Consider the following 23,352-nt stretch of genomic DNA (forward strand, 5'->3'; position numbering starts at 1 on the left):
TTCGTCCATGCGGATCGTCAGGCGACCGCGCCGAGGCACCAGGCCAGGATGCCCTTCTGGGCGTGGAGCCGGTTCTCGGCCTCGTCGAACACCACCGATTGCGGCCCGTCGATCACCTCGGCGGTGACCTCCTCGCCGCGATGCGCCGGCAGGCAGTGCATGAACACCGCGTCCTTGGCCGCCGCCGCCATCAGCCGACCGTTGACCTGGTAGGGCATCAGCAGGTTGTGGCGGTGCGCCTCGTCCTCGTCGCCCATCGAGACCCAGCAGTCGGTCACGACCGCGTCGGCCCCCGCCACCGCCTCGAACGGGTCGGGGGTGAGGTTAAGTTCCGCACCCTCGGCCTTGGCGCGGGCGATCAGGCTCTCCGGCACCGGCAGCTCGGGCGGGCAGGCGACGTTGAGCTTGAAGTCGAACCGGGCCGCGGCGTGGGCCCAGGAGGCCAGCACGTTGTTGGAGTCACCCGACCAGGCGACGGTGCGGCCCTTGATCGGCCCGCGATGCTCCTCGAAGGTCAGCACGTCGGCCATGATCTGGCACGGGTGCGAGTCCTTCGTCAGGCCGTTGATGACCGGAATGGTGGCGTGCTCGGCCAGTTCCAGCATCATGCCGTGGTCGAGGATGCGGATCATGATCGCGTCGATGTAGCGCGACAGGACCCGGGCGGTGTCGGCGACGGTCTCGCCGCGGCCGAGCTGCATTTCCCGGCCGGTGAGCATCAGCGTCTCGCCGCCCAGCTCCCGCATCGCCACGTCGAACGAGACGCGGGTGCGGGTCGAGGGCTTGTCGAACACCATGCCGAGGAACTTGCCGGCGAGCGGCCGCTCGGCCGGCGGTTCGCCCTTGCGGCGGCGCCGCTTCAGGTCGGCGCAGGCGCCGAGCACGGTGCGCAGCTCGGTGCCGGAGAAATCGGTCAGGTCGAGGAAATGCCGGGGGGCCGGCGCGATCTTCACGGGCGCGTTCATCACTCTGCGGCCCTCCGGCCCCTCGTCTCCATGGCGGCGCAGGCCGCCTCCAGCTTGTCCAGTGCCGCCCCGACCTCGGCCTCGCCGATGATCAGCGGCGGCAGGAGGCGCACGACGTTGTCGCCGGCAGGGATCACCAGCAGGTGCTCGTCCCGGGCGGCGGCGGCGAACTCGGTGTTCGTCACGACGAGGCGCAGGCCCGTCATCAGGCCCTCGCCGCGGATCTCGTCGATGATGTCGGGGTGGCGGTCCTTGAGGGAGGCGAGGCGCTGCTTCAGGAGCAGGCCGGTCTGGCGCACGTGCTCCAGGAAGCCGGGCGCGAGGATGACGTCGAGCACCGCATTGCCCACCGCCATGGCGAGCGGGTTGCCGCCGAAGGTGGTGCCGTGGGTGCCCACCGTCATGCCGCGGGCCGCCTCGCTGGTGGCGAGGCACGCGCCCACGGGGAAGCCGCCGCCGAGGCCCTTGGCCGAGGACAGGATGTCCGGCGTCACGCCCGACCACTCGTGGGCGAACAGCTTGCCGGTGCGGCCGATGCCGGTCTGGACCTCGTCCATGATCAGCATCAGGCCGTGCTCGTCGCAGAGCGAGCGCAGGGTGCGCAGCCACTCGTGCGAGACGACGCGCAGGCCGCCCTCGCCCTGGATCGGCTCGATCATCAGGGCGGCGGTCTCGGGCGTGATCGCGGCCTTGAGGGCCTCGAGGTCGCCGAACGGCACCTGGTCGAACCCGTCGACCTTCGGGCCGAAGCCGTCGATGTACTTCTGCTGGCCGCCGGCCGCGATGGTGGCGAGCGTGCGGCCGTGGAAGGCGCCCTCGAAGGTGATGATCCGGTAGCGCTCCGGGTGGCCGCCGGCGGCGTGGTACTTGCGCGCCATCTTGATGCAGGCCTCGTTGGCCTCGGCACCGGAATTGGCGAAGAACACCACGTCGGCGAAGCTCGCCTCGGTCAGCCGCCGGGCCAGCCGCTCGGCCTCCGGCACCTCGAACAGGTTCGAGACGTGCCAGACCTTCTGGGCCTGCTCGGTCAGCGCCGCGACGAGGTGCGGGTGGCCGTGGCCGACCGAGTTGACCGCGATGCCGGCGCCGAAATCGAGGTATCGCGAGCCGTCTCGCGCGATGAGCCAGGCGCCCTCACCGCGCTCGAAGGACACCTTGGCCCGGGCGTAGGTCGGCAGCAGCGAGGAGGTCACGATCTCGTCTCCGTCGCGGTCGAGTGGGTCGGTCGACCGAAAAAGCAAAGCGCCGCCTCGAAGGGCGGCGCGCGCGGATACTATGGAACGAGCGCGCTGTGTCAACGCCGCCCCGTGAAGATGACGCCGAGATGACGCCGGTCCGCTGGCCCGGCCTGCTCTCGCCCGGGGTTGCGGCCGGACTTCCTTCCGGGCACAGACCCTCGGGCGGCCGGTCCCGGCCGCGCCGCGGCGGGGGCGCCGCGGGACGACGGACCGGCCTTCGCGTCCCGCGGGTCCTTGGACCTCCGGGCGGGCCTGGTGGGAGACCAGACAGATGAGCGCGATTCTCGACCGCCTGAAGGAGCTCGGCCTCACCCTGCCGCCGGCCGCGGCACCCGTGGCGAACTACGTCGGCTTCCAGCGCAGCGGCAACCTGGTGGTGATCTCGGGCCAGCTGCCCTTCAACGCGCAAGGCCAGATCGATCCGGCCCACAAGGGCAAGGTCGGGGCCCAGGTCTCGCCGGAGGCCGCCACCGAGGCCGCGCGCCACTGCGCCCTCAACGTGCTGGCGCAGCTGCGCGCGGCGGCCGGCAACCTCGACGAGGCGGTGGTGGCCTGCGTGCGGCTCGGCGGCTTCATCAACGCGGCGCCGGGCTTCTCGGCGGTGGCGGGCGTGATGAACGGCGCCTCCGACCTGATGGTGCAGGTGCTGGGCGAGCGTGGTCGCCACGCCCGCTCGACGATCGGCGTCGCCGAGCTGCCCCTCGACGCCGTGGTCGAGGTCGAAGGCATGTTCGAGGTCCGCTGACGAGAACAGCGCCCGATCGCGCCGCGACCGGGCGCTGTTCTCGATCTTTGGCTTGTCGCATTTTCTGCGACGAACCGGTGCCCACTTCGTCGGGAAAATGCTTCGATGAACGACCGCCTCGCCCCCGACTGGCTGACCGCCCGTCCGATCGCCCATCGCGGCCTGCACGACCGCAACGCCGGCATCCCCGAGAACACGATCGCCGCCGCCGAGGCCGCGATCGCGGGCGGCTACGCGATCGAGTGCGACGTCCAGCTCAGCCGGGACGGCGAGGCGATGGTGTTCCACGATGCCGGCCTCGGCCGGCTCACCGGGGCCGACGGCCTGGTGCGCGAGCGCGACGCCGCCGATCTCAGGCAGCTGACGGTGCTCGGCAGCGCCGAGCGCGTGCCCACCCTGGCGGAGTTTCTGCGGACGATCGCCGGGCGCACGCCGCTCGTCGTCGAGGTGAAGACCCGGTTCGACGGCGATCTCGCGCTCGCCCGCCGCACCGCCGAGGTCGTCGCGGCCCAGGGCGGCCCGGTGGCGCTCAAGTCGTTCGATCCCGCCATCGTCGGGGCGCTCGCCGATCTCGCGCCCGGCATCCCGCGCGGCATCGTGGCCGAGAGCCACCACGACGACCCGGCCTACGCCGCGCTGACCGAGGCGCAGCGGCACGGGCTCGCGCACCTGCTGCATGCCTCCGAGAGCCGGCCGGATTTCCTGTCCTGGCGCGTCGACGACCTGCCGAACGCCGCGACCCATCTCTGCCGCCTGCTCGGTCGCATGCCGGTGATGACCTGGACCGTGCGCAGCGAGGCGCAGGTGCGGCTCGCCCGGGCGCATGCCGACCAGATGGTGTTCGAGGGCTTCCGGGCCTGATGGCCCGAAGGCTTTCCAGCCTGACGGCTCAATAGCTTCCAGGCCTGACGGCTCAGGGGCGCGCCGGGTTCTGGAACCAGGCGAAGCGCGGCGCGATCCCGGCGAACGGGGCGGCCGGGGTCTCGGTGCTCAGCGCGTCCGCCACGGCGTCGGCCTCGTCCATCTCGAGGCCGACCTGCAGCACCTCGTCGATCACCGCGATGGCGCCGGAGCGCACGTCGTAGACCGTCCAGCCGGCGCGGTCGCGGCGGATGTCGTAGCGGACGACGTCGTGGTGCATGACTTGGATCGACATGGTGGACGTCCCGGTTGTGATGAAGTTTTACGGTCGATGAGGGCGCGCCCGATGTGCCGGCGCGCACGCGGCGCGACGGGCGGGCGGACGATGTGCAGGTGAGGCGCGCCGCCCGACCCCTCCCCCCTCTGCGGGGGAGGGCTGAACACCCGCGCCCCGTCAGGGCCGCCTCACCTCTGCGACCGGCCCCGCCCGCACGTAGCCGCGCGAGATCAGCCGGTCGCGCTGGCGCGTGCGCCGCTCGGCCTCGCCGAGATCGGCGAGCGCGTCGGCGATCGCCCGGCGCAGCGCCAGGCCCGCATCGCCCCCGGCGGCGGTGAGGTAGGCGACGGCGATCGTCTCGACGCCGGGCGCCCGCCCGTCCCGTCGTTCCGCCGGCTCGTGGCTCATGGATTTCGTCTCGCCGCTGCACGAGGCCGGCTGCCGCCGACTCACGTTAGAACATAACGTGAACAAGCCACGGCGAGGCCGTCCCGGTCAAGCTGCGTTCGCGCCCGGACCCGCCGATGTGGCGGGCGATGTGAATAATGGGGAGAGCGCCGCTCAGGGCGCCCGCGTCGCCGCCGGATCGCCGGCACGCACCGGCGCCTCGACGTAGCGCCCCGTCTCCGGCACCGCCACCACGGAAAAGTCGCGGGCGAGGTCGTGCAGGGCCTGGCGCAGGCCGGGGCCGTGCAGGGGCCGGCCGTGGCCGGTGAGCGCCAGCTCGGGCTCGAGCTGCGCCAGGGCCTCGACCGAGCGCCCGGCGGCGTCCCAGTCGGTGGTGAGATAGCGCGGCGGGCCGTGCATCTCGGGCGCCTGGGTCGCGACGGCGTAGACCGATTCCTGCGCCGTGGCGACGAAGGCGTCGCCGGCGATCAGCGTCCGGTCGGCGGCACGCCAGAGCGAGACGTGACCGGGGGAGTGGCCCGGGGTGTGGAGCCAGCGCCAGCCCGGCAACGGCGGCACGCTGCCGTCCACCGGCAGCAGGCGCAGGCGGGCGCCGACATCGACGGGCTTCGTCGGAAACAGCGGCGAGAGCCGGGCGACGAGTCCGCCGCCGACGCTCGGGTCCGGCGGCGGATAGGCAGCGCTGCCGTCGAGATAGGGCCGTTCCAGGGGGTGCGCCCAGACCGGGACGTCCCAGGCCTCGGCGAGGTCCTCCAGCACCCCGACATGGTCGAAATGGCCATGGGTAAGCACGATCGCCGAGGGCCGGGCACCGGCGCCGAAGCGGGCCGCGGCGGCCGATTCGATCGACCCGCGCGAGCCCATGATCCCGGCATCGACCAGTACCCAGCCGCGGTCGCCCGCCCCGGGCGCGCCGAGATACGCGACGTTGACGATGGCGTGGCGCTGGTAGGCGAGGTCCGGCCGCAGGGCGTGGGTGCCGTCCGGGCCGGCGGGCTCGTCGGAGACCGAATCGGGGCCGATCGGGATCTGCTGGGTCATGCCGGCACCTCGCGACGGGAATGCCCGGCTCAATGCTCCCAAGGAGTATGAGTTCCCGCGCGCCGGCCCGCTTCCCGTCGGGAGGTGACCAACCAGCAGGCGCGCGACGTGCTGCTCACCACCGCGACCCATCCCGGCAGAGGCCCGGCGAACCTCCCGAACGGCTCGATCACCTTCGCCGCCGCCGTCGATGCCGGCGGTACGCGGGGTCCGGGCGGGCGTCACGACCTGCCTCGCCCGGCCCTGCCTCACGGCCGCGCGGACTGCCCCGCCTCCGCCACCGGCTTCGCCCCCACCGGCCGCAGGGTCGCGGGCGCACCGAGGAAGGTCGCGACGTAGCGGCGCTCGCCCTGGGCCAGGGTGACCTGGTCGCGCCCGATCGCAGTGATCCGCCAGTCGCCCCGGCCCTCGCCGCGGGCGAGCCAGGCCTGGGTGCCGCTGCCGTCGTCGATCAGCGCCCGGGCGGCGGCGCCGTCGAGCAGGATGCCGCGCACGGTCAGGACCGGCCGCGGCGGGTCGCCGTCCAGGATGTCGCGCCCGCCCCGGGCGGTCCAGGGACGCCGGCCGGGATCGAAGAGGGGGCGCTGCAAGGCGGTCTCGTCCGCCGGCGGCATCGCGGCGGCGACGCGGGGCGGCAGGGGCGCCGGTCCCCCGTCGACCGGCCAGGCGAAGGCGGCGAGCATCGTGCAGGCCGCCAAGCCGCACGCGATGCGGGGGCCGCGCCCGGTCGCCGCCAGGGTCGCGCGCAGGTGAGGTCCGGTCCGTCCCACGGAAGGTCGCTCCTTACGGCGTGCTTTTGGCGGCCGGGGCGGGCAGCAGGACGCCGCGCACCGTGAGGGTGAGCCGCATCACGGTGGCGCGCCCGGTCTCCGGATCGGCCGGGCGCTCGATGCCGAGCTCGGTCTCCTCCGGCACGATCAGGGGCGCGCCCGTCTCGAGCGCCTGGAGCAGCCCGTGCAGGCCCTCGGCGGAGCCCCGCAGCGAGGCCGTGAGGCGCGGCAGGGTCGGGCGCGCGGGATCGGGCTGGAGCCCGGCCCCGTCGACTACCGCGACGCGCTCGGCCGCCAGGGCGTCGAGGCGGGCCCGGAAGGCGAGGACGAGGCCGGCCTCGTCCGCCGCCGACAGGGGCGGCACCGGCGGCGGACCGGCGGAGGCGGCCTGCGCCCGGGCCAGGCGCTCGCGGGCGAACGCGATGTCGTCCTGGGCGCCGAGCGCGTCGAGCGTTGGCCCGAGCCCGAAGGCGGCGACGAGGACCAGTCCGGCGAGGCCGGCGACGAGCGGCCGTCCGGCGAGGGCCGGCCTCACGGCCGGGCCCCGGTGCGGCGCGGCAGCGCGACGACGAGGCGCCGGCCGCCCTCCGCCGGCGCGTCCTGGCGCAGCTCGGGCGCGCCGAAGCCCGGCAGCCGCGCCAGGGCCGCGAGGATTGCCGGCGCGGGAGAGGCCGGGGTCTCTTGGGCGAGAAGCGTCAGTTCGAGCCCCGCCGGCGCGAGGCGAAGCGACTGCACCGAGGCCGTGCCCGGCAGCGCCGCCGCGACCGAATCCCAGACCCGCGCCACGGGCAGGCCGCGCCCGGCCAGGATCGCGGCGGCCCCCGCCTGGACCGCCGGCGGCAGCCCCGAGGCCGCGGTCCGGCGGGCGGTGGCGAAGGCGTCGTCGAGGGCGGTGAGCGTCGCCGCCTGGTGCTGGCGCAGGCCGAGGAAGGCGCCGAGAAGGAACAGGCCGGTCGATACGACCAGCACGAGGTCGCCGGTCCTGCGCAGCAGCGACGGCAGGGCGTGGTGCCCGCTCGACAGGAGGTCGACCGGCATCGTCCGGTCCTCCGCCGGCCCGACCGCGACGACGCTCGCCCGCATCCCCGCTTCCGCCAGCGCCGCCAGCAGGGGTGCGAGGCGGGCGCGCTTGAGCACGACGTGGCGCACCCGCAGGGTGCGGGTCTCAGGGTCCTCGCCCTCGACGTACCAGTCGGAGAAGACCTGGTCGGCACGGAACGGGGTCGCGGCTTCGAGCTCCTGCGCCAGCACCGCGCGCATCCGCGGCAGGGCGGCGCCCGGCAGGTCGAGGGTGCGCACGAAGCAGGCGGCGGGATCGACCACGATCTTCGCGCTGGCCCCCGGCCGGCCGCCCCGGATCGCCGCGATCCGCTCGGCGAGGTCGTCCGCCTGGAGGTCGAGGCGATAGGTCCGGTCCTGCCCGTCGCGCCGGTCGATCACCGAGAGGCCGGACTCGCCCGGGGCCCCGAGCCGCAGGGTCAGGAGCGCCGGCTCGCGGTCGGCGCGGGCCTCGGTGAGGCCGAGCCCGTGCGAGGCCGCGTCGAGGCCGGAGCGCAAAGCGGCCTCGGCCGACGACAGCAGGCCCTGGGCCGGGGACGGGAGGGATGGCGCGCGCAAGACCGGTCGGCTCCGGCGCCCGCCAGGATGCGGCGGGCGTGGTCGAGACCTCTAACGCGGCGACGTTTCCGTCCGCTTAAGGACGCCGCGCGAGAATGCACGGGTGCGGCCCCGCGCCGACCGGTTTCTCCGGGCTTCAACTTTAGCTGTCTCTGGGTCAGGACGATGCTGAGCATCTGGGCGGGCAAGACCCGGCCGCGGCGGGCGCGGATCGACCGGCGCGACGCCGCCCGCAGCCGCACCGACGACCTGCGCGCCTTCGTCGACCGGCTCGCCGAGAGCGACGTGCTCGACGCCGCCGGCCACGAGCGGGCGCTCGCTGCCCTCGAGGGCCAAAGCCGTCGCCCCCTGCCCCTGCTGCTGACCGAACTCGGCCTCGTCCACGAGACGACGCTCGTCACCGCCCTGTCGGAGGCGACCGGCCTGCCGATCCTGCGCCAGGAGGACCTGCCGGGCGAGCCGGTGCTGCCGGACCTCCTCTCCTCCGATTACTGCGCCCGCGCCCGGGTGCTGCCGCTCTCCGCCGAGCCCGACCGCCTCGTCGTGGCGCTCGTCGACCCCTTCGACGGCGAGACGGTCCGGGCGCTGGAGCACCTGCTCGACCGCGCGGTTTCGCCCTGCCTGCTCGGGCCCGGCAGCTTCGAGCGGGCGCATCGCGCCGTCTACGGCGACGTCGCCGAGGACGACGAGGCGAGCGACGGCGACGATCTCGCGCGCCTCGCCGACGTGGCGAGCCAGGCGCCGATCGTGCGGCTCTCCGCGCGCCTGGTGCGCAAGGCCTTCGAGCTCTCGGCCTCGGACATCCACCTGGAGGCGGAAGAAGGCGACATGCGGGTGCGCTACCGCGTCGACGGCGTGCTGGTCGAAGCCGAGCGGCTGGCGAAGTCGGTGCAGCTCGCGCTCACCACCCGCATCAAGATCCAGGCCGGGCTCAACATCGCCGAGCGGCGCCTGCCCCAGGACGGGCGCATGCAGGCCCCCGACCGCGGCCAGGACGTCGACATCCGCGTCTCGACCCTGCCGACGGCGCATGGCGAGAGCGTGGTGCTGCGCGTCCTCGACGGGTCGCGTCGGGTCGAGGACTTTTCCGCTCTCGGCTTCGACGCGGCGGCGATCGACGAGATCGCCGCGATGACGAGCCGGCCGAACGGCCTCGTCCTCGTCACCGGCCCGACCGGCTCAGGCAAAACCACGACGCTCTACGCGGCTTTGCGCCGGATCAACGGCCCCCACCTCAAGGTCGTCACCGTCGAGGATCCGGTCGAGTACCGGATGGCCGGCGTCAACCAGGTCCAGGCCCATCCCGGCATCGGCCTCGACTTCGCCGCCGCCCTCCGCTCGATCCTGCGCCAGGACCCGGACGTGGTGATGGTCGGCGAGATCCGCGACGGCGAGACCGCCCGCATCGCCGTGCAGGCGGCGCTGACCGGCCACCTCGTGATCTCGACGCTGCACACCAACTCCGCCCCCGCCACCGTGACGCGCCTGATGGACATGGGCGTCGAGCCCTACCTCATCGCCGCGGTCCTCAACGGCGTCGTCGCCCAGCGCCTGGTACGCCGGCTATGCGCATCCTGCGCCGAGCCGACCCCGGCGACGCCCCAGGAGCGCCTACGCCTCGGCATCCCGCCGGACGTTCCTGTGAGCCTCAAGCGCGCCCGCGGCTGCCCGGCCTGCAACGGCACGGGGTACCGCGGCCGCATGGTCGCCTCGGAGATCATGCCCCTCGACGGCGAGTTGCGCGGGCTGATCGCCCAGCGCGCCGACGAGCAGACGCTTACCGCCCGGGCGCGCGCCGCCGGGATGACAGGGCTCGCCGATTGCGCCCGGGCGCGGGTGCTCGACGGCGAGACGACCCTCGACGAGGTCGGGCGGGTGCTGGAAGGAATCGTGTAAATGCCGCGCTTCGCCTACAAGGCCTACGCGGCCGACGGGCGCTCCCGCGCCGGCACGATCGAGGCCGAGACCCGCCCGCGCGCGGTGGCGCAGCTTCGCGCCGACGGGCTCCAGGTCTACGAGATCGAGCAGGCGGCGGCCGGGCCGGCGCCGTTCTGGCGCCGCGACCTCTTCGGGCGCGACCGGGTCAACGACGCCGCCCGCATCGCCTTCCTGCGCGAGTTCGGCACGCTCGTCGGCGCAGGCCTCACCGTCGACCGCGCCCTGCGCCTCGTCGAGCGCCAGGCCGGCCCGGCCTTGAAGCCGGTGCTCGCCGACCTTTTGGAGCGGGTGGTGGCCGGCGCCTCGCTGTCGCGGGCGATGGCGGCCCATCCCCAGGCCTTTCCCCGCGACATGGTCGACATCGTGCGCGCCGGCGAGGCCACCGGTACCCTCGTCGACGTGGTCGGCTCGCTCACCGCCTCGATCGAGCGCCGCGACGCGGTCCGGCGCCACCTGACCTCGGCGATGATCTATCCGGCGCTGCTGATCGCGATGGCGGTCGGCACCGTGGCGATGATCGTCGGCGTGCTGGTGCCGGCGCTGGCTCCCCTCTTCGAGGGTAGCGGCCAGGCGCCGCCCTTCGCGATCCGCGCCGCCGGCTGGCTCGGCGACACCCTCTCGGCGACCTGGCCGTTCCTCCTCGGCGGGCTCGCGCTCGTCGTCCTCGGGCTCGCCCGGGCGTGGCGGATGCCCGCCTTCGCGGCGGCGCGGGCGCAGGCCGCGCTCCGCATGCCGCTGGTGCGCGAGATCGTGGTCGGCATCGAGTGCGGCCGGTTCTGCCGGGTGCTCGGGACCTTGCTAACCGCCGAGGTACCGATCCCCGACGCGGTGGCGGCGACCCGGCCGCTCGCCGGCAACCGGGTGTTTCGCCGCGCCCTCGACGAGGCCGGGCGGCGGCTCAGCGAGGGCGGCAGCCTCGCCTCGGGGCTGTCCTCGCTCAAGCCCTACGCCGCCTCGACCCTGAACCTGATCGCCAGCGGCGAGCAGGTGAACCGCCTCGGCAGCGTCCTCATCCACGCCGCCGAGATGCACGAGACCGAGACCCGCCAGCGCATCGACCGCCTGCTCGCGCTGCTCACCCCGCTGGTCACCGTGGCGATCGGCGGGCTGATCGGCGGGCTCATCATCTCGGTGATGGGAGCGATCCTGAGCGTGGGACAATTGACGCAGTAGGCCGAGGGATCCGGGCCGAACGCCCGCGCGTTGGCCGCGCTCGAAACCGTAGAACTGTCGCGGAAATAAGAGGCGCAGGATCCCCCCTCTCCCGTGTGGGAGAGGGGCCGGGGGTGAGGGTGTCACGCTTCAGTGTAAAGCGCTGAGCGTGGTGCTGGCAGCGGAACAGTCTGAGTTCGACTCAGAACCGTGTCATCCTCACCCCTACCCCTCTCCCACATCTTGCAGCGATACCGGGCAAGCCCGGCATCGCCTGGAGAGGGGATCCTGGGTCTTGTCTTGCACAATGGGGTGCCGCCAGACAGATCTGCTCAACGTGGAAGCGTCCTGGTGTTCGCCCATCGCACAAAGCTCGGATCGTTGATCCTCTGCGCTGCTCTTGCCCTCGCGACGGTTCCGACTCTGGCGCTCGCGCAGCAGGGGCGCCCCTCGACCCTTGCCATGACCTGCGGCCAGGCGCGGAGCTTCCTCGCGGCCCGGGGCGCCGCGGTGCTCGGCACCGGCGGCTACACCTACGACCGCTTCGTGCGCGACCGCAGCTTCTGCGAGCCGACGCAGATCACCAAGAACGCCTTCGTGCCGACCCGCGACACGCCGGAATGCCTCGTCGGCTACCGCTGCATCGAGCCCGGCCGCAACTGGTTCGACGACGAGTAGGCGGCCCCGCGCCCGGGCGCGGGGCCAGAAGCGTCGCCCGGTCGCTTTGCGACCTGGCGACGCTTCGGGTCTTTGATCATGCCGCATTTTCTTCGACGAACCGGCCTCCACTTCGTCGGAAAATACTTTGCAGCCCTCAGCCCTTCTTCAGAAGCTCCTCGATCTCCTGCTTGAGCGCGTCGCGCAGCTCCGGCCGCTCCAGGCCGTAGGCGAGGTTCGCGACCAGGAAGCCGAGCTTCGAGCCGGTATCGTAGGTCTTGCCGCGATAGTGCATGCCGTAGAACTTCTGCGTCTCCGACAGGCGCTTCATCCCGTCGGTGAGCTGGATCTCGCCGCCCGCCCCGCGCTCGCCGCGCTCGAGGATGGAGAAAATCTCCGGCTGGAGGATGTAGCGGCCCGAGATGATGTAGTTCGACGGCGCGGTGCCCTTCGGCGGCTTCTCCACCATGCCGGTGATCTCGAAGGTGTCGCCGTACTGCTCGCCGACGCTGACGATGCCGTACTGGTGGGTCTGGTCGGGGGCGACCTCCTCGACGGCGATGATGTTGCCGCCGTGCTGCTCGTAGGCCTTGAGCATCTGCACCATGCTGCCGCGGCTGAGCATGTCCGGCAGGATCACCGCGAAGGGCTCGTCGCCGACGATCTCGCGGGCGCACCAGACCGCGTGGCCGAGGCCCAGCGGCTCCTGCTGGCGGGTGAAGCTGGTCTGGCCGGCGGCCGGCAGGTCCTTCTTCAGGGCCTCGTAGGCCTCGGTCTTGCCGCGCTCCTGCAGGGTGCGGTCGAGCTCGTAGGAGATGTCGAAATGATCCTCGATCACCGCCTTGCCGCGGCCGGTGACGAAGATGAAGTGCTCGATCCCGGCTTCCCGGGCCTCGTCGACCACGTGCTGGACCACCGGACGGTCGACGACCGTCAGCATCTCCTTGGGCACCGCCTTGGTCGCCGGCAGGAAACGGGTGCCGAGGCCCGCGACCGGGAGGACGGCTTTGCGAATGCGTTTCATCGTGCGTGATCCAGTGAACAAGGAGCTGCCGGACCGCCCGGCGGAAGCGGGCATGTCCGGGCCTCTCACGCCCGGCGGACACCCTCCCTCCGAGCAGCCTTGCCACCCGACAGCTTAATTGACGCTGAAGCATTGCGGGGTATGGATCAACCCGTCTCACGCCGGGGAGCGAGCGAAATGGCGGTACTTGTCACGGGCGGCGCGGGCTACATCGGCAGCCACATGGTGCTCGCCCTGATCGACGCCGGCCACGACGACGTGGTGGTCCTCGACGATCTCTCGACCGGCTTCGACTGGGCGCTGCCGCCGGAAGTCACGCTGGTGCGCGGCGACGTCGCCGACCAGGCTCTCGTCGCCGAGACCATCCGCCGGCACAAGATCGACGCGCTGGCGCATTTCGCCGCCAAGATCGTGGTGCCGGATTCGGTGTCCGATCCGCTGGGCTACTACCTCGCCAACACGGTGAAGTCGCGGGCCCTCCTCGAGGCGGCGATCGGGGCAGGCGTGCGCCACGTGATCTTCTCCTCGACGGCGGCCGTCTACGGCGAGCCGGCGGTCGTGCCGGTGCCCGAGGACCTGACCCCGAACCCGATCAACCCCTACGGCCGCTCCAAGCTGATGACCGAGTGGATGCTGGAGGACGCCGCCCGCGCCCACGGCATCAGCTACGTGGTCTTGCGCTACTTCAACGTCGCGGGCGCCGATCCGCGCGGGCGCTCGGGCCAGTCGACCCCCAACGCCACCCACCTCATCAAGGTCGCCACGCAGGCGGCTTTGGGCAGGCGCGGCCAACTCGAGGTGTTCGGCACCGACTACCCGACGCCGGACGGGTCGTGCCTGCGCGACTACATCCAGGTCTCCGACCTGGCGGCGGCCCACCTCGCGGCGCTCAACCACCTGCGCGGGGGGGGAGCAAGCCTGACGCTCAATTGCGGCTACGGCCGCGGCTACTCGGTGCTGGAGGTGATCGACGTGGTGAAGTCGGTCTCCGGCGTCGACTTCCCGGTCAAGCTCTCGCCGCGGCGGGCCGGCGACCCGTCGCGGATCGTCGCCGGGGCCGACCGCATCCGGGCCGAGCTCGGCTGGGTGCCCCGGCACGACGACCTGCGCGGGATCGTGACCCAGGCGCTCGCCTGGGAGGAGGCGCTGGGCCGGCGCAACCGGGTCTGACCGATGCTCCGGTTCGCTCTTCGCGCGGCTCTCGCGTCCTGCGCCGTCCTGGTCCTTGCCGCCCCCGTCGGCGCGGGTGATTTCCGGACCTTCGTCGAGGAGCTGTGGCCGGCGGCCCAATCGCGAAAAATCTCGCGTGCGACCTTCGACGCCGCGTTCCGGGGCGTGACCCCGGATCCGGCGGTGCTGGCGCGCCTGCGCCGCCAGGGCGAGTTCGGCCGCCCGGTCTGGGAGTACCTGACCGGCGCGGTCTCCGCCGGCCGCATCGCCCGTGGCCGCGCGGAAGCCGCGCGCCGGGCCGAGACGCTTCAGGCGATCGAGGCGGCCTACGGCGTGCCCGGTCCGGTGGTGCTGGCCTTCTGGGGCATCGAATCGGATTTCGGCGCCAGCGCCGGCACGGTGCCGGTGATCCGCGCGCTCGCCACCCTCGCCGAGGCGCGCCACCGCGGCGAGCTGTTTCGCGACGAATTGCTCGCCGCGCTCGAGATCCTCGAGCACCACGACGTGAGACCGGAGCGGATGTGCGGCTCCTGGGCCGGCGCCATGGGGCAGACGCAGTTCCTGCCCTCGGCCTACCTGCGCAGCGCCGTCGACTTCGACGGCGACGGCCGGCGCGACATCTGGGACTCGGCGCCCGACGCGCTCGCGTCGATCGCGCGCTTCCTCAGCCAGGCCGGCTGGCGCCGCGACCTGCCCTGGGGCGTCGCCGTGACCCTGCCGCCGGACTTCGACCTCGCGCGCTACCGCGGCCCGTTCGCCGATTTCGCCCGCCGCGGGGTGCGGGCCCTCGACGGCACGGCCCTGCCGGAGGCGGGCGAGGCGAGCCTGTTCCTGCCCGGCGGCGCCGGCGGGCCGGCCTTCCTCGTCACCGCCAATTTCGAGGCGATCCGCGCCTACAACACCTCGGATTCCTACGCGCTCGCCGTCGGCCACTTCTCCGACCGGATCGCCGGGGGCCCTCCCCTCGCCGCCCCCTGGCCGACCGGCCCGCGCCTCGACCAGGCCGGGCTCGCCGCGCTCCAGCGCGGGCTCTCGGGACGCGCGTTCTACGACGGCCCGTTCGACGGCCGGGCGGGCCCGAAATTGCGCGAGGCGGTGCGGCGCTACCAGATCGCCGCCGGGCTGCCGGCGGACGGCTACGCCACCCCCGCCCTCCTGGAGCATCTGCGCGCCGCGCGCTGATCTCGACTGTCCCGGCAAGCGTGGACAAGCGGGGCCGGCTTCCGCCAGGATCCGCCGGATTGTTGGAGGAAGTGGCATCATGGCTCACGCACTCGGCGCGCCGGCCGGCGAGCGGATTCCCGACGGCCTCAACCAGCCCGACCTCGCCGGACCCGAGGTACGTCGCGCCAAAGAGGACTTGGCGGCCTGCTTCCGCATGGCGGCGCGCCTCGGCCTCGAGGAGGGCATCTGCAACCACTTCTCGGCGATGGTGCCGGGCTACGACGACCTCTTCCTCGTCAACCCCTACGGCTACGCCTTCGCGGAACTCACGGCCTCGAAACTCCTGGTCTGCGACTTCCACGGCAACGTCGTCTCGGGCGAAGGCCAGCCGGAGGCGACCGCGTTCTACATCCATGCCCGCCTGCACAAGCGCATCCCGCGCGCCCGCGTGGCGTTCCACACCCACATGCCCTACGCCACCGCCCTCTCGATGACCGAGGGCGATCCCCTGATCTTCGCCGGACAGACGTCGCTCAAGTTCTACGGCCGCACCGCCTTCGACCGGAACTACAATGGGCTCGCCCTCGACGAGCGGGAGGGCGACCGCATCGCCGACAGCGTCGGCGAGGCCGACATCGTGTTCATGAAGAACCACGGCGTGATGGTGCTCGGGCCCACCATCGCGGAGGCCTGGGACGACCTCTACTACCTGGAGCGCGCGGCCGAGGTGCAGGTGCTCGCCCTCTCGACCGGCCGCGCGGTCCTGCCGGTCGACCCCGCCATCGCCGAGGCCGCCTACCGCCAGATGCGCGAGGGCGATCCGGAATCGGCGCGGCTGCACCTCGCGGCGGTGCGCCGGCGGCTCGACCGGGAGGAGCCGGATTACGCCGAGTGAACACGGGGAGCGGCGAGCCACAGGGCGACGAGCGCCAGCACGCCGGCGCTCACCGCGTGCAACGCCACCTGCCACCACGCCGCGGTGCCGGCGGACAGGACCAGCACCAGGTCGCAGGCCGGGATGACGAGGCTCGCGGCGAGCACGGTCGCCACGGCGCGCCGGGTCGAGAGCAGGGCGAGGCCGGCGAGGTAGAGGGCAAGGGCCGCGTCCCGCGCCCCGATCGCCCGCAGGTAGATGCGGCCGATGCCTTCGGGCGCCGGCACGCCGTAGATCAGCGCGCCCAGCGCGGGCGCCGCCAGGAACAGGCCCCCCAGCGCCCCGAAGACCAGCGCCATGGCGAGGACGATCCAGAGGCGCGGGTCGGCGGGGGAGAGGCGGCCGTCTCCGGTGGTGAGATGGCGTCGGTCCATGCCGCCGGCATGCCCGAAGACGCGGGCCGGTGCCTTCACCTGGGTTGGGAGCTGGTCTGACCAATCGACATCCTCCGTCCCACCCGCGACCTCGTCCCGAGGTCGCGGGTGGGACGGAAAGGGACCCTGCGGGGCGGTTCGGTCAGAGTTCCAGGATCGCCTTGATCACCCCCGCCTCGGGCCGCAGCCAGTCGCGGAACAGCTCCGGCCCGTCCGCCAGCGCGCCGCGATGGGTGCGCAGCGCCTGCGTCGGCACGCGGCCGGCCTGCATCTGGCGCACCACCTCGGCGAAGTCGTCGGGCTGGGCGTTGCGGCTGGCGAACAGGGTGGTCTCGCGCTTGTGGAACTCGGGGTCCGAGAACACGATGTCGTCGCGCACCACGCTCACCAGCACGTAGCCCCCGCCATGGCCGACGAAGCCGAAGCCGCGCTGCATCGCCGCGCGGTTGCCGGTGCAGTCGATCACGCAATCGTAGAACTCGCCGGATGTCGCCGCCCCGGCCTTCGCCTCGGCCTCGCCGTCGGCGAGGAGCAGCGCGTCGGCGCCGAGCGACTCTCGCGTGAAGGCGAGCCGGTCCTCGCGCAGGTCCATCACGGTGACGTGGGCGCCCCGCGCCTTGGCGAAGATCACCGCCGACATGCCGATCGGCCCCGAGCCGACCACCAGCACGCGATCGTCCCGCGTGATGCCGCCGCGCTTCACCCCGTGGGCGCCGATCGCCAGGAACTCGATCATCGCGGCGTCGTCGAGCGGTGTGTCGCCCACCGGCACGACGTTCCGCGCCGGGACGCTCACCAACTCGGCCATCCCGCCGTCGCAGTGGACGCCGAGCACGCTGATGGCCTGGCAGGCATTGGTCACGCCCTTGCGGCAGGCGACGCAGCGTCCGCAGGACAGGTAGGGCACGACGTAGCAGGTCTGGCCCGCCTCGAGCCCGCTGCCGGCGGGCGCCCGCTCGATCGTGCCGGAGAGCTCGTGGCCCATCACCCGCGGGTATTCCAGGAACGGGTGCTTGCCCTGGTAAATGTGGAAATCCGTGCCGCAGATGCCGACCCGGCGGATGCGCACCAGCGCCTCGCCCTCGGCCGGGACCGGCTCCGGCCGCTCGGTCACGCGCAGGCGGCTCGGCTCGTCGCAGAGGAGCACCTTCATCGGAATGGGTCTTTCGTGGTTGTGGCGTCGCGGTCTTGAAGCGGGAAGGCGGCTCGCTCCGGCCCGTCAGCCCACGCCCGAGGCCGGGTAGGCCGCGGCGAGCGCCCGCAGCACCGGCGCGGGCAGGCGGGCGCCCGCCTCCTCGACCCAGGCCAGGAAGGCGGGGATGCGGCGCTCGACCTTCTGGACGTGGTTCTGGGCGATGTCGGCGAGGCGGTGGTTCAGGTACGGGTTGAGGAAGCGGTCCAGGGTGGCGGCGACGTAAGCCTCGGCTTGCGCCTCCATCCCGCGGGCGGCGAAGCCCGGCACCACCTCGTCGCGGTAGAGCGCGTCGAGCCGCGCCCGGATCGCCGGATCAGCCAGGATCTCGCGCACGGTCTCTCGCTCGGGCCGGCCCTCGCGCTGCCAGATCTCGGCGAGCACCGTGTGGCCGAGATTGAGGATGTGGAGCTTCAGCCGCTCGTAGGGTTCGAGATCGTCGGCGATCACGATGCAGGGATGCTCGCAGGGGAGCACGAGGCCGGGCCGGCGCTCGATCGCCCACAGGGCGTAGGGCTCGGCCACGGCGCCGACCGGCTCGATCGGCTCGGAGACGATGCGGTCGACCAGGGTGTCGGTGAAGGTCGCGCCCTCGCGCAGCCAGCGGCGGAATCCTTCCGGCAGCCCGGCTTCGCCAGCGAGGTCGAGGACGAGGCCCTGGAGCACCCGGCCGTTGCGGTTGACGAGCTCGCAGGGCAGCACCGTGAGCGGCCGCCCGCCCGCCTGCCAGCGGCGGTAGAGGAGCTGGGCGAGCTTGCCCGGAAACGAGGCCGGGGGATGCGCCTCGACCCACCCCGCGCCGCGGTCCGACGCGGGAATCGCGTAGCCGGTATCGCCGGTATTCGACAGGACGATCTCGGCCTCGTCGACGAACAGGGCCGTCACGGCGTCCCAGTCGGCGGTGGCCGAGAGGCCGCGGTCGATGCTGGTGACGGAGACCTGCCGCTCGACCGGGGCGCCGTCCACGATGCCGCGGATGACGACCGGATAGCCCTGCGGCGCCCCGAAGGCGGCGACGCGCCCGGCGCGGGCGGCACTCCCCGAGGTCTGCACCACCGCGACCGGTCCGGCCGCCTGGCCGGCCTCGCGCGCCTCGTGGATGAAGAGGTCGGCATGCGCTTGCAGGAAGCGGCTGGTGCCGAACTGGACGACCCGCCGGGTCCGGGGCGCCGCGCTCATGGATTGCGCGCCGCGCAAGGGGCAATGCTGCCGATCGGGGCCAAGGGCGTATCCTCACCGGGTCGAGCTTATCGATTGCCGTGCATGAAGGACCGCGACGCTTCGGCGGTCAAGCGGCCGCTCGGGCCCTGGTTCGCCTCGGAGGCCGCCCTGTCCGCGCGGCTGGAGGTCGGCCGCACCACGGTGCGGGGCGTGCTGCCGCGCAGCGTATTCGGCGGGATCAGTCTTGGGCGGTCCTGGTCTCAGCACCCTTCGACGTGCCCCACAGCCTTGCCGCCCTCCGCGTCGTTCCGCGGCCGCGTCAGCGGAGCCCGGAATGACGCCGAGGATGTGAGCAATCGACAGATCCCAATCAAACAATTTATCAGATTTTTTCGTTCGCGACCGGCAGATCTACATTCCGAGTCGCAATTCAGGTGCTGTCCTACCAATAGTACGAGCCCGTCGCATCTGTGGATCCGGCGTTCCTTCGCCGCGCAACCGGTGCCTGCACCGGTATACGCCCGTAGGTAAGGCTTCGTTCACCCTGTTGCGCGAAGAAGAGAGCGGCCGTCCGCGGCGTCCTCGTCGGGCCGAACCCTGGGGCGGCGGGCGGCGATCCCCGTCTTGCGGAGCTCAGATGTCGGTGCGGCGCGCGAGGATGGAGAGGCTGGGCTGCGTCCTGGCGATCCTGGCGGGCTCCGCGGGCGCGGTGCGGGCGCAGAGCCTCGAGGAGGCCTCCGCCGCGGCGCTCGAATCGAGCTTCGTGCTGCGGGCCGAGCGGGCGCGCCAGGACGGCGCCGAGGAGCGCCTGCGCGGTGCCATCGACGCCTTCATGCCCAAGGTCGCCTTCACGGCCGACCGGCCGATCAAGAGCGCCATCACCTATTCGCCAGATGCCGCGCCCCCGGTGGTCGGGCTCGACGCGACGCCGCGGCGGGCGCCGACGGTGGTCGGGCTGTCGGCGAGCCTGCCGCTCTTCGACGGATTCCAGCGCTGGAACGGCTACCAGACGGCGAAGACGCTGGCCGAATCGGGCCGGCTGCTGCTGATCGGCCGGCGCCAGCAGGTGCTGCTCGACACCGCCATCGCCTATATCGCGGTCCTGCGCGACACCCGGATCCTGGCGGCGCGCGACGCGCAGCTCGTCGCGATCCAGCGCATCGCGGCCTTCACGACCAAGCAGTTCGAGCTCAACGACGCCACCCGCACCGACGTGGCGCTCGCCCGCTCGCGGGTGCAGGAGGCCGAGGCCCTGCGCGTGCGGGCCCAGGCCGACCTCACGGCGTCCCGGCTCGACTTCACCCGGCTCACCCGGATGGCGCCGGAGCGGATGCTGCCGCCGCGCCTGCCCGACGGGCTGCCGCGCAGCGCCGACGCCTATGCCGAGCTGGTGCGCAAGGCCAATCCGGACATCGCGGCGGTCCAGCTCGAGGCGGAGGCCGCGGGCTACCAGGCCAAGGCGGCGGTCGCGGACCTGTTGCCCAAGGTCAACCTGCAATTCTCGAAGATCGCGCAGCTCGGCTACAGCCCGGTCCTCGACCGGATCACCGACACCACGACCCGGGTGGTCGCGACCGTGCCGATCTACGAGCCCGGCAGCCTGCCGCGGATCGGCGAGGCCTCGGCGCTGGCGCGCCAGCGCGGCTACGAGGCGCAGGACAAGGAACTCGCGACTCTCACGGCCGCCCGCATCGCCTTCGCGCGCCGCCAGGCCACCGCCGAGCAGTACACCCAGCTGACGGCGCGGATCCGCGAGTTGCGCGAGACGATGCGGGGTTTCGGCATCGAGCGGGCGGCGGGCTTTCGCACCGTCCTCGACGAGCTGAACATCCGCGGCGAGCTCGCCAGTGCCGAGGTGGCGGCGGAGGTCGTGCTGAACGAGCGCGACGGGCAGTCGCTCCAGCTCGCGGCGGCTGCCGCACTCCTCGACGCCGCGCCCGGCGGTCCGCCGGCGCGGCGGTTCGACTCGGTCGCCCCGCCCCCGCCGCCGGCCCTGCGCCGTTCGCTGGCGGGCGGACCCGCCGAGGCGGCGCCCGCCTTGCGCGGGAGTTCGGCGGCCGTAGCGCGGCCGCTGCCCGCACCGGTGCTGCGGGTCTCGCGGGCGGAGGAAGATGCTCGGTAGAGTGTCTCGGCGCGGGAGCCCTGGTTGCACCGACGGATCACCTCCAGCCGCACGCTGTACGGCAGAGGCGGCTGATCGTGTCGACTGAAGCGCAGTCTAACTTCTACCCCGCGCCCTTTCCCGGACGACTGAAACGAAGTGGAAGGAGATCCGGGATCCAGCGCAAGAAGTCGCGAAGCGGCTTTATTCTGCAACGTTTCAAAGATAGAGCCGCTTCGCGGCGCTTCCTATGCTGGATCCCGGATCTCCTTCCGCTGACGCTTCAGTCGTCCGGGAAAGGGGCGCCTCACGACAAGCGTCCACTTGCAAGCTCCAACCTTGTGCGCTGTCGGTGCCGATGGGGAAACCACTCTTCCCGATTCGCCGCTCACCTTCTCGGGGAGCGGCGCACCCCTCACGCCGCCTCCGGCACCCCGGGCTTCTCCGGCGGGCGCGGATCCTCCGTCAGCCGGCCGTTCTCGATCCGAAAGACCCGGTCGACCTGATCGAGCAGGCGCTCGGAATGGGTGATGAAGATCTTGGCGGCACGCACGCCCTTCAGGCTCTCGACGAGGGCCAACTCCGTCGCCGGGTCGAGGTTCGCCGTCACCTCGTCGAGGAGCATCAGCCGCGGCCGGCGGCAGATCGCGCGGGCGAGCAGCAGGCGGCGGCGCTGGCCGGTGGAGAGCACGCTGCCCTCCTCCGAGACGTGGGTGGCGTAGCCCTGCGGCAGCCGCTCGATCTCCTCGCGTAAGGACACCCGGACCAGGGCCGCCTCCATCTCGGCGTGGGACACGGCGGGGTCGAACAGCGACAGGTTGTCGGCCACCGTGCCGGCGAACAGGCCGTCATCGGCGAAGACGACGCCGAGATTGGCCCGGTACTCGCGCTTGCCGAACTGGCTCAGCGGCGCGCCGTCGACCGTGACCGAGCCGGCGGCGGGCTCGGTGAGGCTCGCGAGGATCCGCATCAGCGACGACTTGCCCGAGCCCGAGGTGCCGACGATCGCGATCGTCTCGCAGCCGCCGACGTCGATGGTGAGGGAAGCCCCCGTCAGGATCGGCTGGTCGCCGCGGCCGAACTGGATCGTGACGTTCTCGACCTTCACTTCCTTGCGGATCGCCCGGTGGAAGGTCGCCTCGTGCAGGCCCTCCTCCGGCGCCTGGCCGATCACGTCGTCGAGGCGGGCGACGTGGACCTTGAGGGCGGCGAGCTGGAGCAGGCTCGACGTCAGGTGGTTGACGCGGTCGAAGAAATCGGTGCGCAGCGCGATGAAGGCGTAGAGCGTGCCGATCGTCAGCGTGTTCTTGATGACGCCGGTGATGCCGAGATAGAGCGTCGCCACGGTGCTGATCGCGATGACGACGTGCATCAGGAACTCGGCGTCGAGCCCGGCCTTCTTCGCCCGGAAGTCGAGATTGGCGAAGCGCGCGAAGCTCTCGAACCAGTTCATGGCGAACAATTCGGTGCTGTTATGCGCCTTCAGGCTGCCGATGCGCTGCAACCCGTCGATCAGGCTCGCCTGCTCCTGCGAGCGCGCCTCGAGCGAGCCGGCGGTGGCGCGGTCGAGGGTCGGGAAGGTGACGAAGCGCATCGCCAGGACGGCGGCGAGGGTCGCGAGCGTGATCGACGCCATGGCGGGCGAGTAGTAGTACATCAGCCCGACGAGCAGGAACGACGTTCCGATATCGGCAAACGACGTCACGAGGCCGCCGACCATGAAGGTGCGGATCGTGTCGATCGACTGGATCCGGGTGACGAAGTCGCCCGGATGGCGCAGCTCGAAGTAGCTCAAGGGCAGGCGCAGCGCGTGGCCGACGACGTTGCGGGTGAACTGGAGCTGGAGCAAGGTCGAGGCGCGCAAGGCGATGTAGCCGCGCAGCCACTGCCCGAACGCCTCGAACAGCATCATCAGCACGAGGCCGGCGGCCAGCATCTGCATCAGGTCGAGGTCGACCTGCGGGATCACCACGTCGAGCGCGATCTGGAGCAGCACCGGGGTGGTGAGGCCGAGCAGCGAGATCGCCACCGAGACCAGCGTGATCTGCCACACCGTGCCGCCGAGGCCCCGGGCGCTGCGCAGGATGTCGAACAGCTTGAGCCGGTCGCCGACCTTGATCGCCCGGAAGTCCATCCGCGGCGCGAATTCGAGCACGACGCCGCCGAACAGGCGCTCCATGTCGGCGCGCTCGTAGATCCGCAGGCCGAATTCGGGGTCCTGGATGTGGTACTTTCCGCCGGAGATCTTCTCCAGCACCACGAAGTGGTTGCCGCGCCAGTGCAGGATCGCCGGCAGCGCCACCTGCGCCAGCTCGGTCACCCCGTCGAGGGCGTAGCCGCTGGCGTCCAGGTCGAGGCTGTCGGCGAGCTGCACGATGCTCGCGAGCGTCATGCCGTTGCGCGAGAGCGGGAACAGCGCGCGCAGGTAGGCGAGGTCGATATCGTGGCGATGGTAGTTCGCCACCATCGCGAGCGCCGCGAGCCCGCACTCGTTGGCCTCGTTCTGGAGGATCGAGCGCACCCGCCGCTTGCGCGTGAGCGCGCGCTTGAGCCAGTCGGTCAT

Annotated in this window: 22 protein-coding genes; 9 read left to right on the forward strand and 13 right to left on the reverse strand. The window is 72.4% G+C overall.

Going from position 1 to position 23,352, the window contains the following annotated elements; genetic code table 11:
* Positions 1-17: 17 nt before the first annotated feature.
* Positions 18-965, reverse strand: a complete 948-nt coding sequence (gene argF / locus ACS5PV_RS13575; protein WP_455395841.1) for an ornithine carbamoyltransferase — start codon at positions 963-965, stop codon at positions 18-20.
* Positions 965-2,158 carry an acetylornithine transaminase gene (locus ACS5PV_RS13580; RefSeq protein ID WP_455395842.1) on the reverse strand — a complete coding sequence of 398 codons (1,194 nt, stop codon included), beginning with the start codon at positions 2,156-2,158 and terminating at the stop codon, positions 965-967. Before ACS5PV_RS13580 ends, argF begins: the two co-directional genes overlap by 1 nt.
* 316 nt (positions 2,159-2,474) lie before the next feature.
* Between ACS5PV_RS13580 and ACS5PV_RS13585 the strand changes: the two genes are divergently transcribed.
* The gene (locus ACS5PV_RS13585; protein WP_455395843.1) at positions 2,475-2,948 is read left to right on the forward strand and encodes a RidA family protein; all 474 of its coding nucleotides are present in this window, start codon (positions 2,475-2,477) and stop codon (positions 2,946-2,948) included.
* A gap of 105 nt (positions 2,949-3,053) precedes the next feature.
* A complete protein-coding gene (locus ACS5PV_RS13590) occupies positions 3,054-3,809 on the forward strand; it encodes a glycerophosphodiester phosphodiesterase family protein (RefSeq protein ID WP_455395844.1) in 756 nt (251 codons plus the stop codon).
* Positions 3,810-3,861: 52 nt separating this feature from the next.
* Here the strand turns inward: ACS5PV_RS13590 and ACS5PV_RS13595 are convergent, their stop codons facing one another.
* From ACS5PV_RS13595 to ACS5PV_RS13620, 6 genes are all read right to left on the reverse strand, one after another.
* Positions 3,862-4,104, reverse strand: a complete 243-nt coding sequence (locus ACS5PV_RS13595) for a hypothetical protein (protein WP_455395845.1) — start codon at positions 4,102-4,104, stop codon at positions 3,862-3,864.
* 159 nt (positions 4,105-4,263) lie between these two features.
* Positions 4,264-4,494 carry a hypothetical protein gene (locus ACS5PV_RS13600; protein WP_455395846.1) on the reverse strand — a complete coding sequence of 77 codons (231 nt, stop codon included), beginning with the start codon at positions 4,492-4,494 and terminating at the stop codon, positions 4,264-4,266.
* A gap of 153 nt (positions 4,495-4,647) precedes the next feature.
* Complete coding sequence (locus ACS5PV_RS13605; RefSeq protein ID WP_455395847.1) at positions 4,648-5,535, reverse strand: MBL fold metallo-hydrolase; 888 nt, start codon at positions 5,533-5,535, stop codon at positions 4,648-4,650.
* 248 nt (positions 5,536-5,783) lie between these two features.
* The gene (locus ACS5PV_RS13610; RefSeq protein ID WP_455395848.1) at positions 5,784-6,305 is read right to left on the reverse strand and encodes a hypothetical protein; all 522 of its coding nucleotides are present in this window, start codon (positions 6,303-6,305) and stop codon (positions 5,784-5,786) included.
* A 13-nt stretch (positions 6,306-6,318) separates the two neighbouring features.
* Entirely contained in the window at positions 6,319-6,840 is a 522-nt protein-coding gene (locus ACS5PV_RS13615) for a GspMb/PilO family protein (protein WP_455395849.1), read from the reverse strand.
* Positions 6,837-7,922 (reverse strand): hypothetical protein, encoded by a 1,086-nt coding sequence (locus tag ACS5PV_RS13620; protein WP_455395850.1) that lies wholly within the window; start codon positions 7,920-7,922, stop codon positions 6,837-6,839. The genes ACS5PV_RS13615 and ACS5PV_RS13620 overlap by 4 nt, the downstream gene beginning before the upstream one ends.
* A gap of 165 nt (positions 7,923-8,087) precedes the next feature.
* Here ACS5PV_RS13620 and ACS5PV_RS13625 point away from each other — a divergent pair, with 165 nt between their 5' ends.
* The 3 genes from ACS5PV_RS13625 (at position 8,088) to ACS5PV_RS13635 (ending at position 11,690) form a co-directional block, all read left to right on the forward strand.
* The gene (locus ACS5PV_RS13625) at positions 8,088-9,818 is read left to right on the forward strand and encodes a GspE/PulE family protein (protein ID WP_455395851.1); all 1,731 of its coding nucleotides are present in this window, start codon (positions 8,088-8,090) and stop codon (positions 9,816-9,818) included.
* Positions 9,819-11,033, forward strand: coding sequence for a type II secretion system F family protein (locus ACS5PV_RS13630; RefSeq protein ID WP_455395852.1), 1,215 nt, complete (start codon positions 9,819-9,821; stop codon positions 11,031-11,033). It begins immediately after the preceding gene.
* A 330-nt stretch (positions 11,034-11,363) separates the two neighbouring features.
* Positions 11,364-11,690 carry a hypothetical protein gene (locus ACS5PV_RS13635; RefSeq protein ID WP_455395853.1) on the forward strand — a complete coding sequence of 109 codons (327 nt, stop codon included), beginning with the start codon at positions 11,364-11,366 and terminating at the stop codon, positions 11,688-11,690.
* A 136-nt stretch (positions 11,691-11,826) separates the two neighbouring features.
* Here the strand turns inward: ACS5PV_RS13635 and galU are convergent, their stop codons facing one another.
* Entirely contained in the window at positions 11,827-12,693 is an 867-nt protein-coding gene (gene galU / locus ACS5PV_RS13640) for a UTP--glucose-1-phosphate uridylyltransferase GalU (protein ID WP_455395854.1), read from the reverse strand.
* Positions 12,694-12,870: 177 nt separating this feature from the next.
* Between galU and galE the strand changes: the two genes are divergently transcribed.
* From galE to ACS5PV_RS13655, 3 genes are all read left to right on the forward strand, one after another.
* Positions 12,871-13,863: a UDP-glucose 4-epimerase GalE gene (gene galE / locus ACS5PV_RS13645; protein ID WP_455395855.1), complete on the forward strand. Its 993-nt coding sequence runs from the start codon at positions 12,871-12,873 to the stop codon at positions 13,861-13,863.
* A gap of 3 nt (positions 13,864-13,866) precedes the next feature.
* The gene (locus tag ACS5PV_RS13650; protein ID WP_455395856.1) at positions 13,867-15,045 is read left to right on the forward strand and encodes a lytic murein transglycosylase; all 1,179 of its coding nucleotides are present in this window, start codon (positions 13,867-13,869) and stop codon (positions 15,043-15,045) included.
* A 79-nt stretch (positions 15,046-15,124) separates the two neighbouring features.
* Positions 15,125-15,922, forward strand: coding sequence for an aldolase (locus ACS5PV_RS13655; RefSeq protein ID WP_455395857.1), 798 nt, complete (start codon positions 15,125-15,127; stop codon positions 15,920-15,922).
* Here ACS5PV_RS13655 and ACS5PV_RS13660 read toward each other — a convergent pair.
* From ACS5PV_RS13660 to ACS5PV_RS13670, 3 genes are all read right to left on the reverse strand, one after another.
* Positions 15,910-16,335: a DUF4267 domain-containing protein gene (locus tag ACS5PV_RS13660; RefSeq protein WP_455395858.1), complete on the reverse strand. Its 426-nt coding sequence runs from the start codon at positions 16,333-16,335 to the stop codon at positions 15,910-15,912. The genes ACS5PV_RS13655 and ACS5PV_RS13660 overlap by 13 nt on opposite strands.
* Before the next feature lie 142 nt (positions 16,336-16,477).
* Positions 16,478-17,488 (reverse strand): zinc-binding alcohol dehydrogenase family protein, encoded by a 1,011-nt coding sequence (locus ACS5PV_RS13665; protein WP_455395859.1) that lies wholly within the window; start codon positions 17,486-17,488, stop codon positions 16,478-16,480.
* Between the two features lie 66 nt (positions 17,489-17,554).
* The gene (locus tag ACS5PV_RS13670) at positions 17,555-18,706 is read right to left on the reverse strand and encodes a mannitol dehydrogenase family protein (RefSeq protein ID WP_455395860.1); all 1,152 of its coding nucleotides are present in this window, start codon (positions 18,704-18,706) and stop codon (positions 17,555-17,557) included.
* Positions 18,707-19,325: 619 nt separating this feature from the next.
* On the opposite strand from ACS5PV_RS13670, the gene ACS5PV_RS13675 reads away from it, so the two are divergent.
* The gene (locus tag ACS5PV_RS13675; protein ID WP_455395861.1) at positions 19,326-20,810 is read left to right on the forward strand and encodes a TolC family protein; all 1,485 of its coding nucleotides are present in this window, start codon (positions 19,326-19,328) and stop codon (positions 20,808-20,810) included.
* A 394-nt stretch (positions 20,811-21,204) separates the two neighbouring features.
* On the opposite strand, the gene ACS5PV_RS13680 is transcribed toward ACS5PV_RS13675, so the two are convergent.
* Positions 21,205-23,352, reverse strand: a complete 2,148-nt coding sequence (locus ACS5PV_RS13680; protein WP_455395862.1) for a peptidase domain-containing ABC transporter — start codon at positions 23,350-23,352, stop codon at positions 21,205-21,207.

The organism is Methylobacterium sp. Gmos1 (assembly GCF_053764715.1).

What these genes read in the sequence shown, in the direction of transcription:
- ACS5PV_RS13585 (WP_455395843.1), top strand. Translation starts at nt 2,475, where the DNA reads ATGAGCGCGATTCTCGACCGCCTGAAGGAGCTCGGCCTCACCCTGCCG.
- argF (WP_455395841.1), bottom strand. Translation starts at nt 965, where the DNA reads ATGAACGCGCCCGTGAAGATCGCGCCGGCCCCCCGGCATTTCCTCGAC.
- ACS5PV_RS13625 (WP_455395851.1), top strand. Translation starts at nt 8,088, where the DNA reads ATGCTGAGCATCTGGGCGGGCAAGACCCGGCCGCGGCGGGCGCGGATC.
- ACS5PV_RS13605 (WP_455395847.1), bottom strand. Translation starts at nt 5,535, where the DNA reads ATGACCCAGCAGATCCCGATCGGCCCCGATTCGGTCTCCGACGAGCCC.
- ACS5PV_RS13680 (WP_455395862.1), bottom strand. Translation starts at nt 23,352, where the DNA reads ATGACCGACTGGCTCAAGCGCGCGCTCACGCGCAAGCGGCGGGTGCGC.
- ACS5PV_RS13670 (WP_455395860.1), bottom strand. Translation starts at nt 18,706, where the DNA reads ATGAGCGCGGCGCCCCGGACCCGGCGGGTCGTCCAGTTCGGCACCAGC.
- ACS5PV_RS13630 (WP_455395852.1), top strand. Translation starts at nt 9,819, where the DNA reads ATGCCGCGCTTCGCCTACAAGGCCTACGCGGCCGACGGGCGCTCCCGC.
- ACS5PV_RS13660 (WP_455395858.1), bottom strand. Translation starts at nt 16,335, where the DNA reads ATGGACCGACGCCATCTCACCACCGGAGACGGCCGCCTCTCCCCCGCC.
- ACS5PV_RS13655 (WP_455395857.1), top strand. Translation starts at nt 15,125, where the DNA reads ATGGCTCACGCACTCGGCGCGCCGGCCGGCGAGCGGATTCCCGACGGC.
- ACS5PV_RS13675 (WP_455395861.1), top strand. Translation starts at nt 19,326, where the DNA reads ATGTCGGTGCGGCGCGCGAGGATGGAGAGGCTGGGCTGCGTCCTGGCG.
- galU (WP_455395854.1), bottom strand. Translation starts at nt 12,693, where the DNA reads ATGAAACGCATTCGCAAAGCCGTCCTCCCGGTCGCGGGCCTCGGCACC.
- ACS5PV_RS13600 (WP_455395846.1), bottom strand. Translation starts at nt 4,494, where the DNA reads ATGAGCCACGAGCCGGCGGAACGACGGGACGGGCGGGCGCCCGGCGTC.
- ACS5PV_RS13650 (WP_455395856.1), top strand. Translation starts at nt 13,867, where the DNA reads ATGCTCCGGTTCGCTCTTCGCGCGGCTCTCGCGTCCTGCGCCGTCCTG.
- ACS5PV_RS13595 (WP_455395845.1), bottom strand. Translation starts at nt 4,104, where the DNA reads ATGTCGATCCAAGTCATGCACCACGACGTCGTCCGCTACGACATCCGC.
- ACS5PV_RS13590 (WP_455395844.1), top strand. Translation starts at nt 3,054, where the DNA reads ATGAACGACCGCCTCGCCCCCGACTGGCTGACCGCCCGTCCGATCGCC.
- ACS5PV_RS13665 (WP_455395859.1), bottom strand. Translation starts at nt 17,488, where the DNA reads ATGAAGGTGCTCCTCTGCGACGAGCCGAGCCGCCTGCGCGTGACCGAG.
- galE (WP_455395855.1), top strand. Translation starts at nt 12,871, where the DNA reads ATGGCGGTACTTGTCACGGGCGGCGCGGGCTACATCGGCAGCCACATG.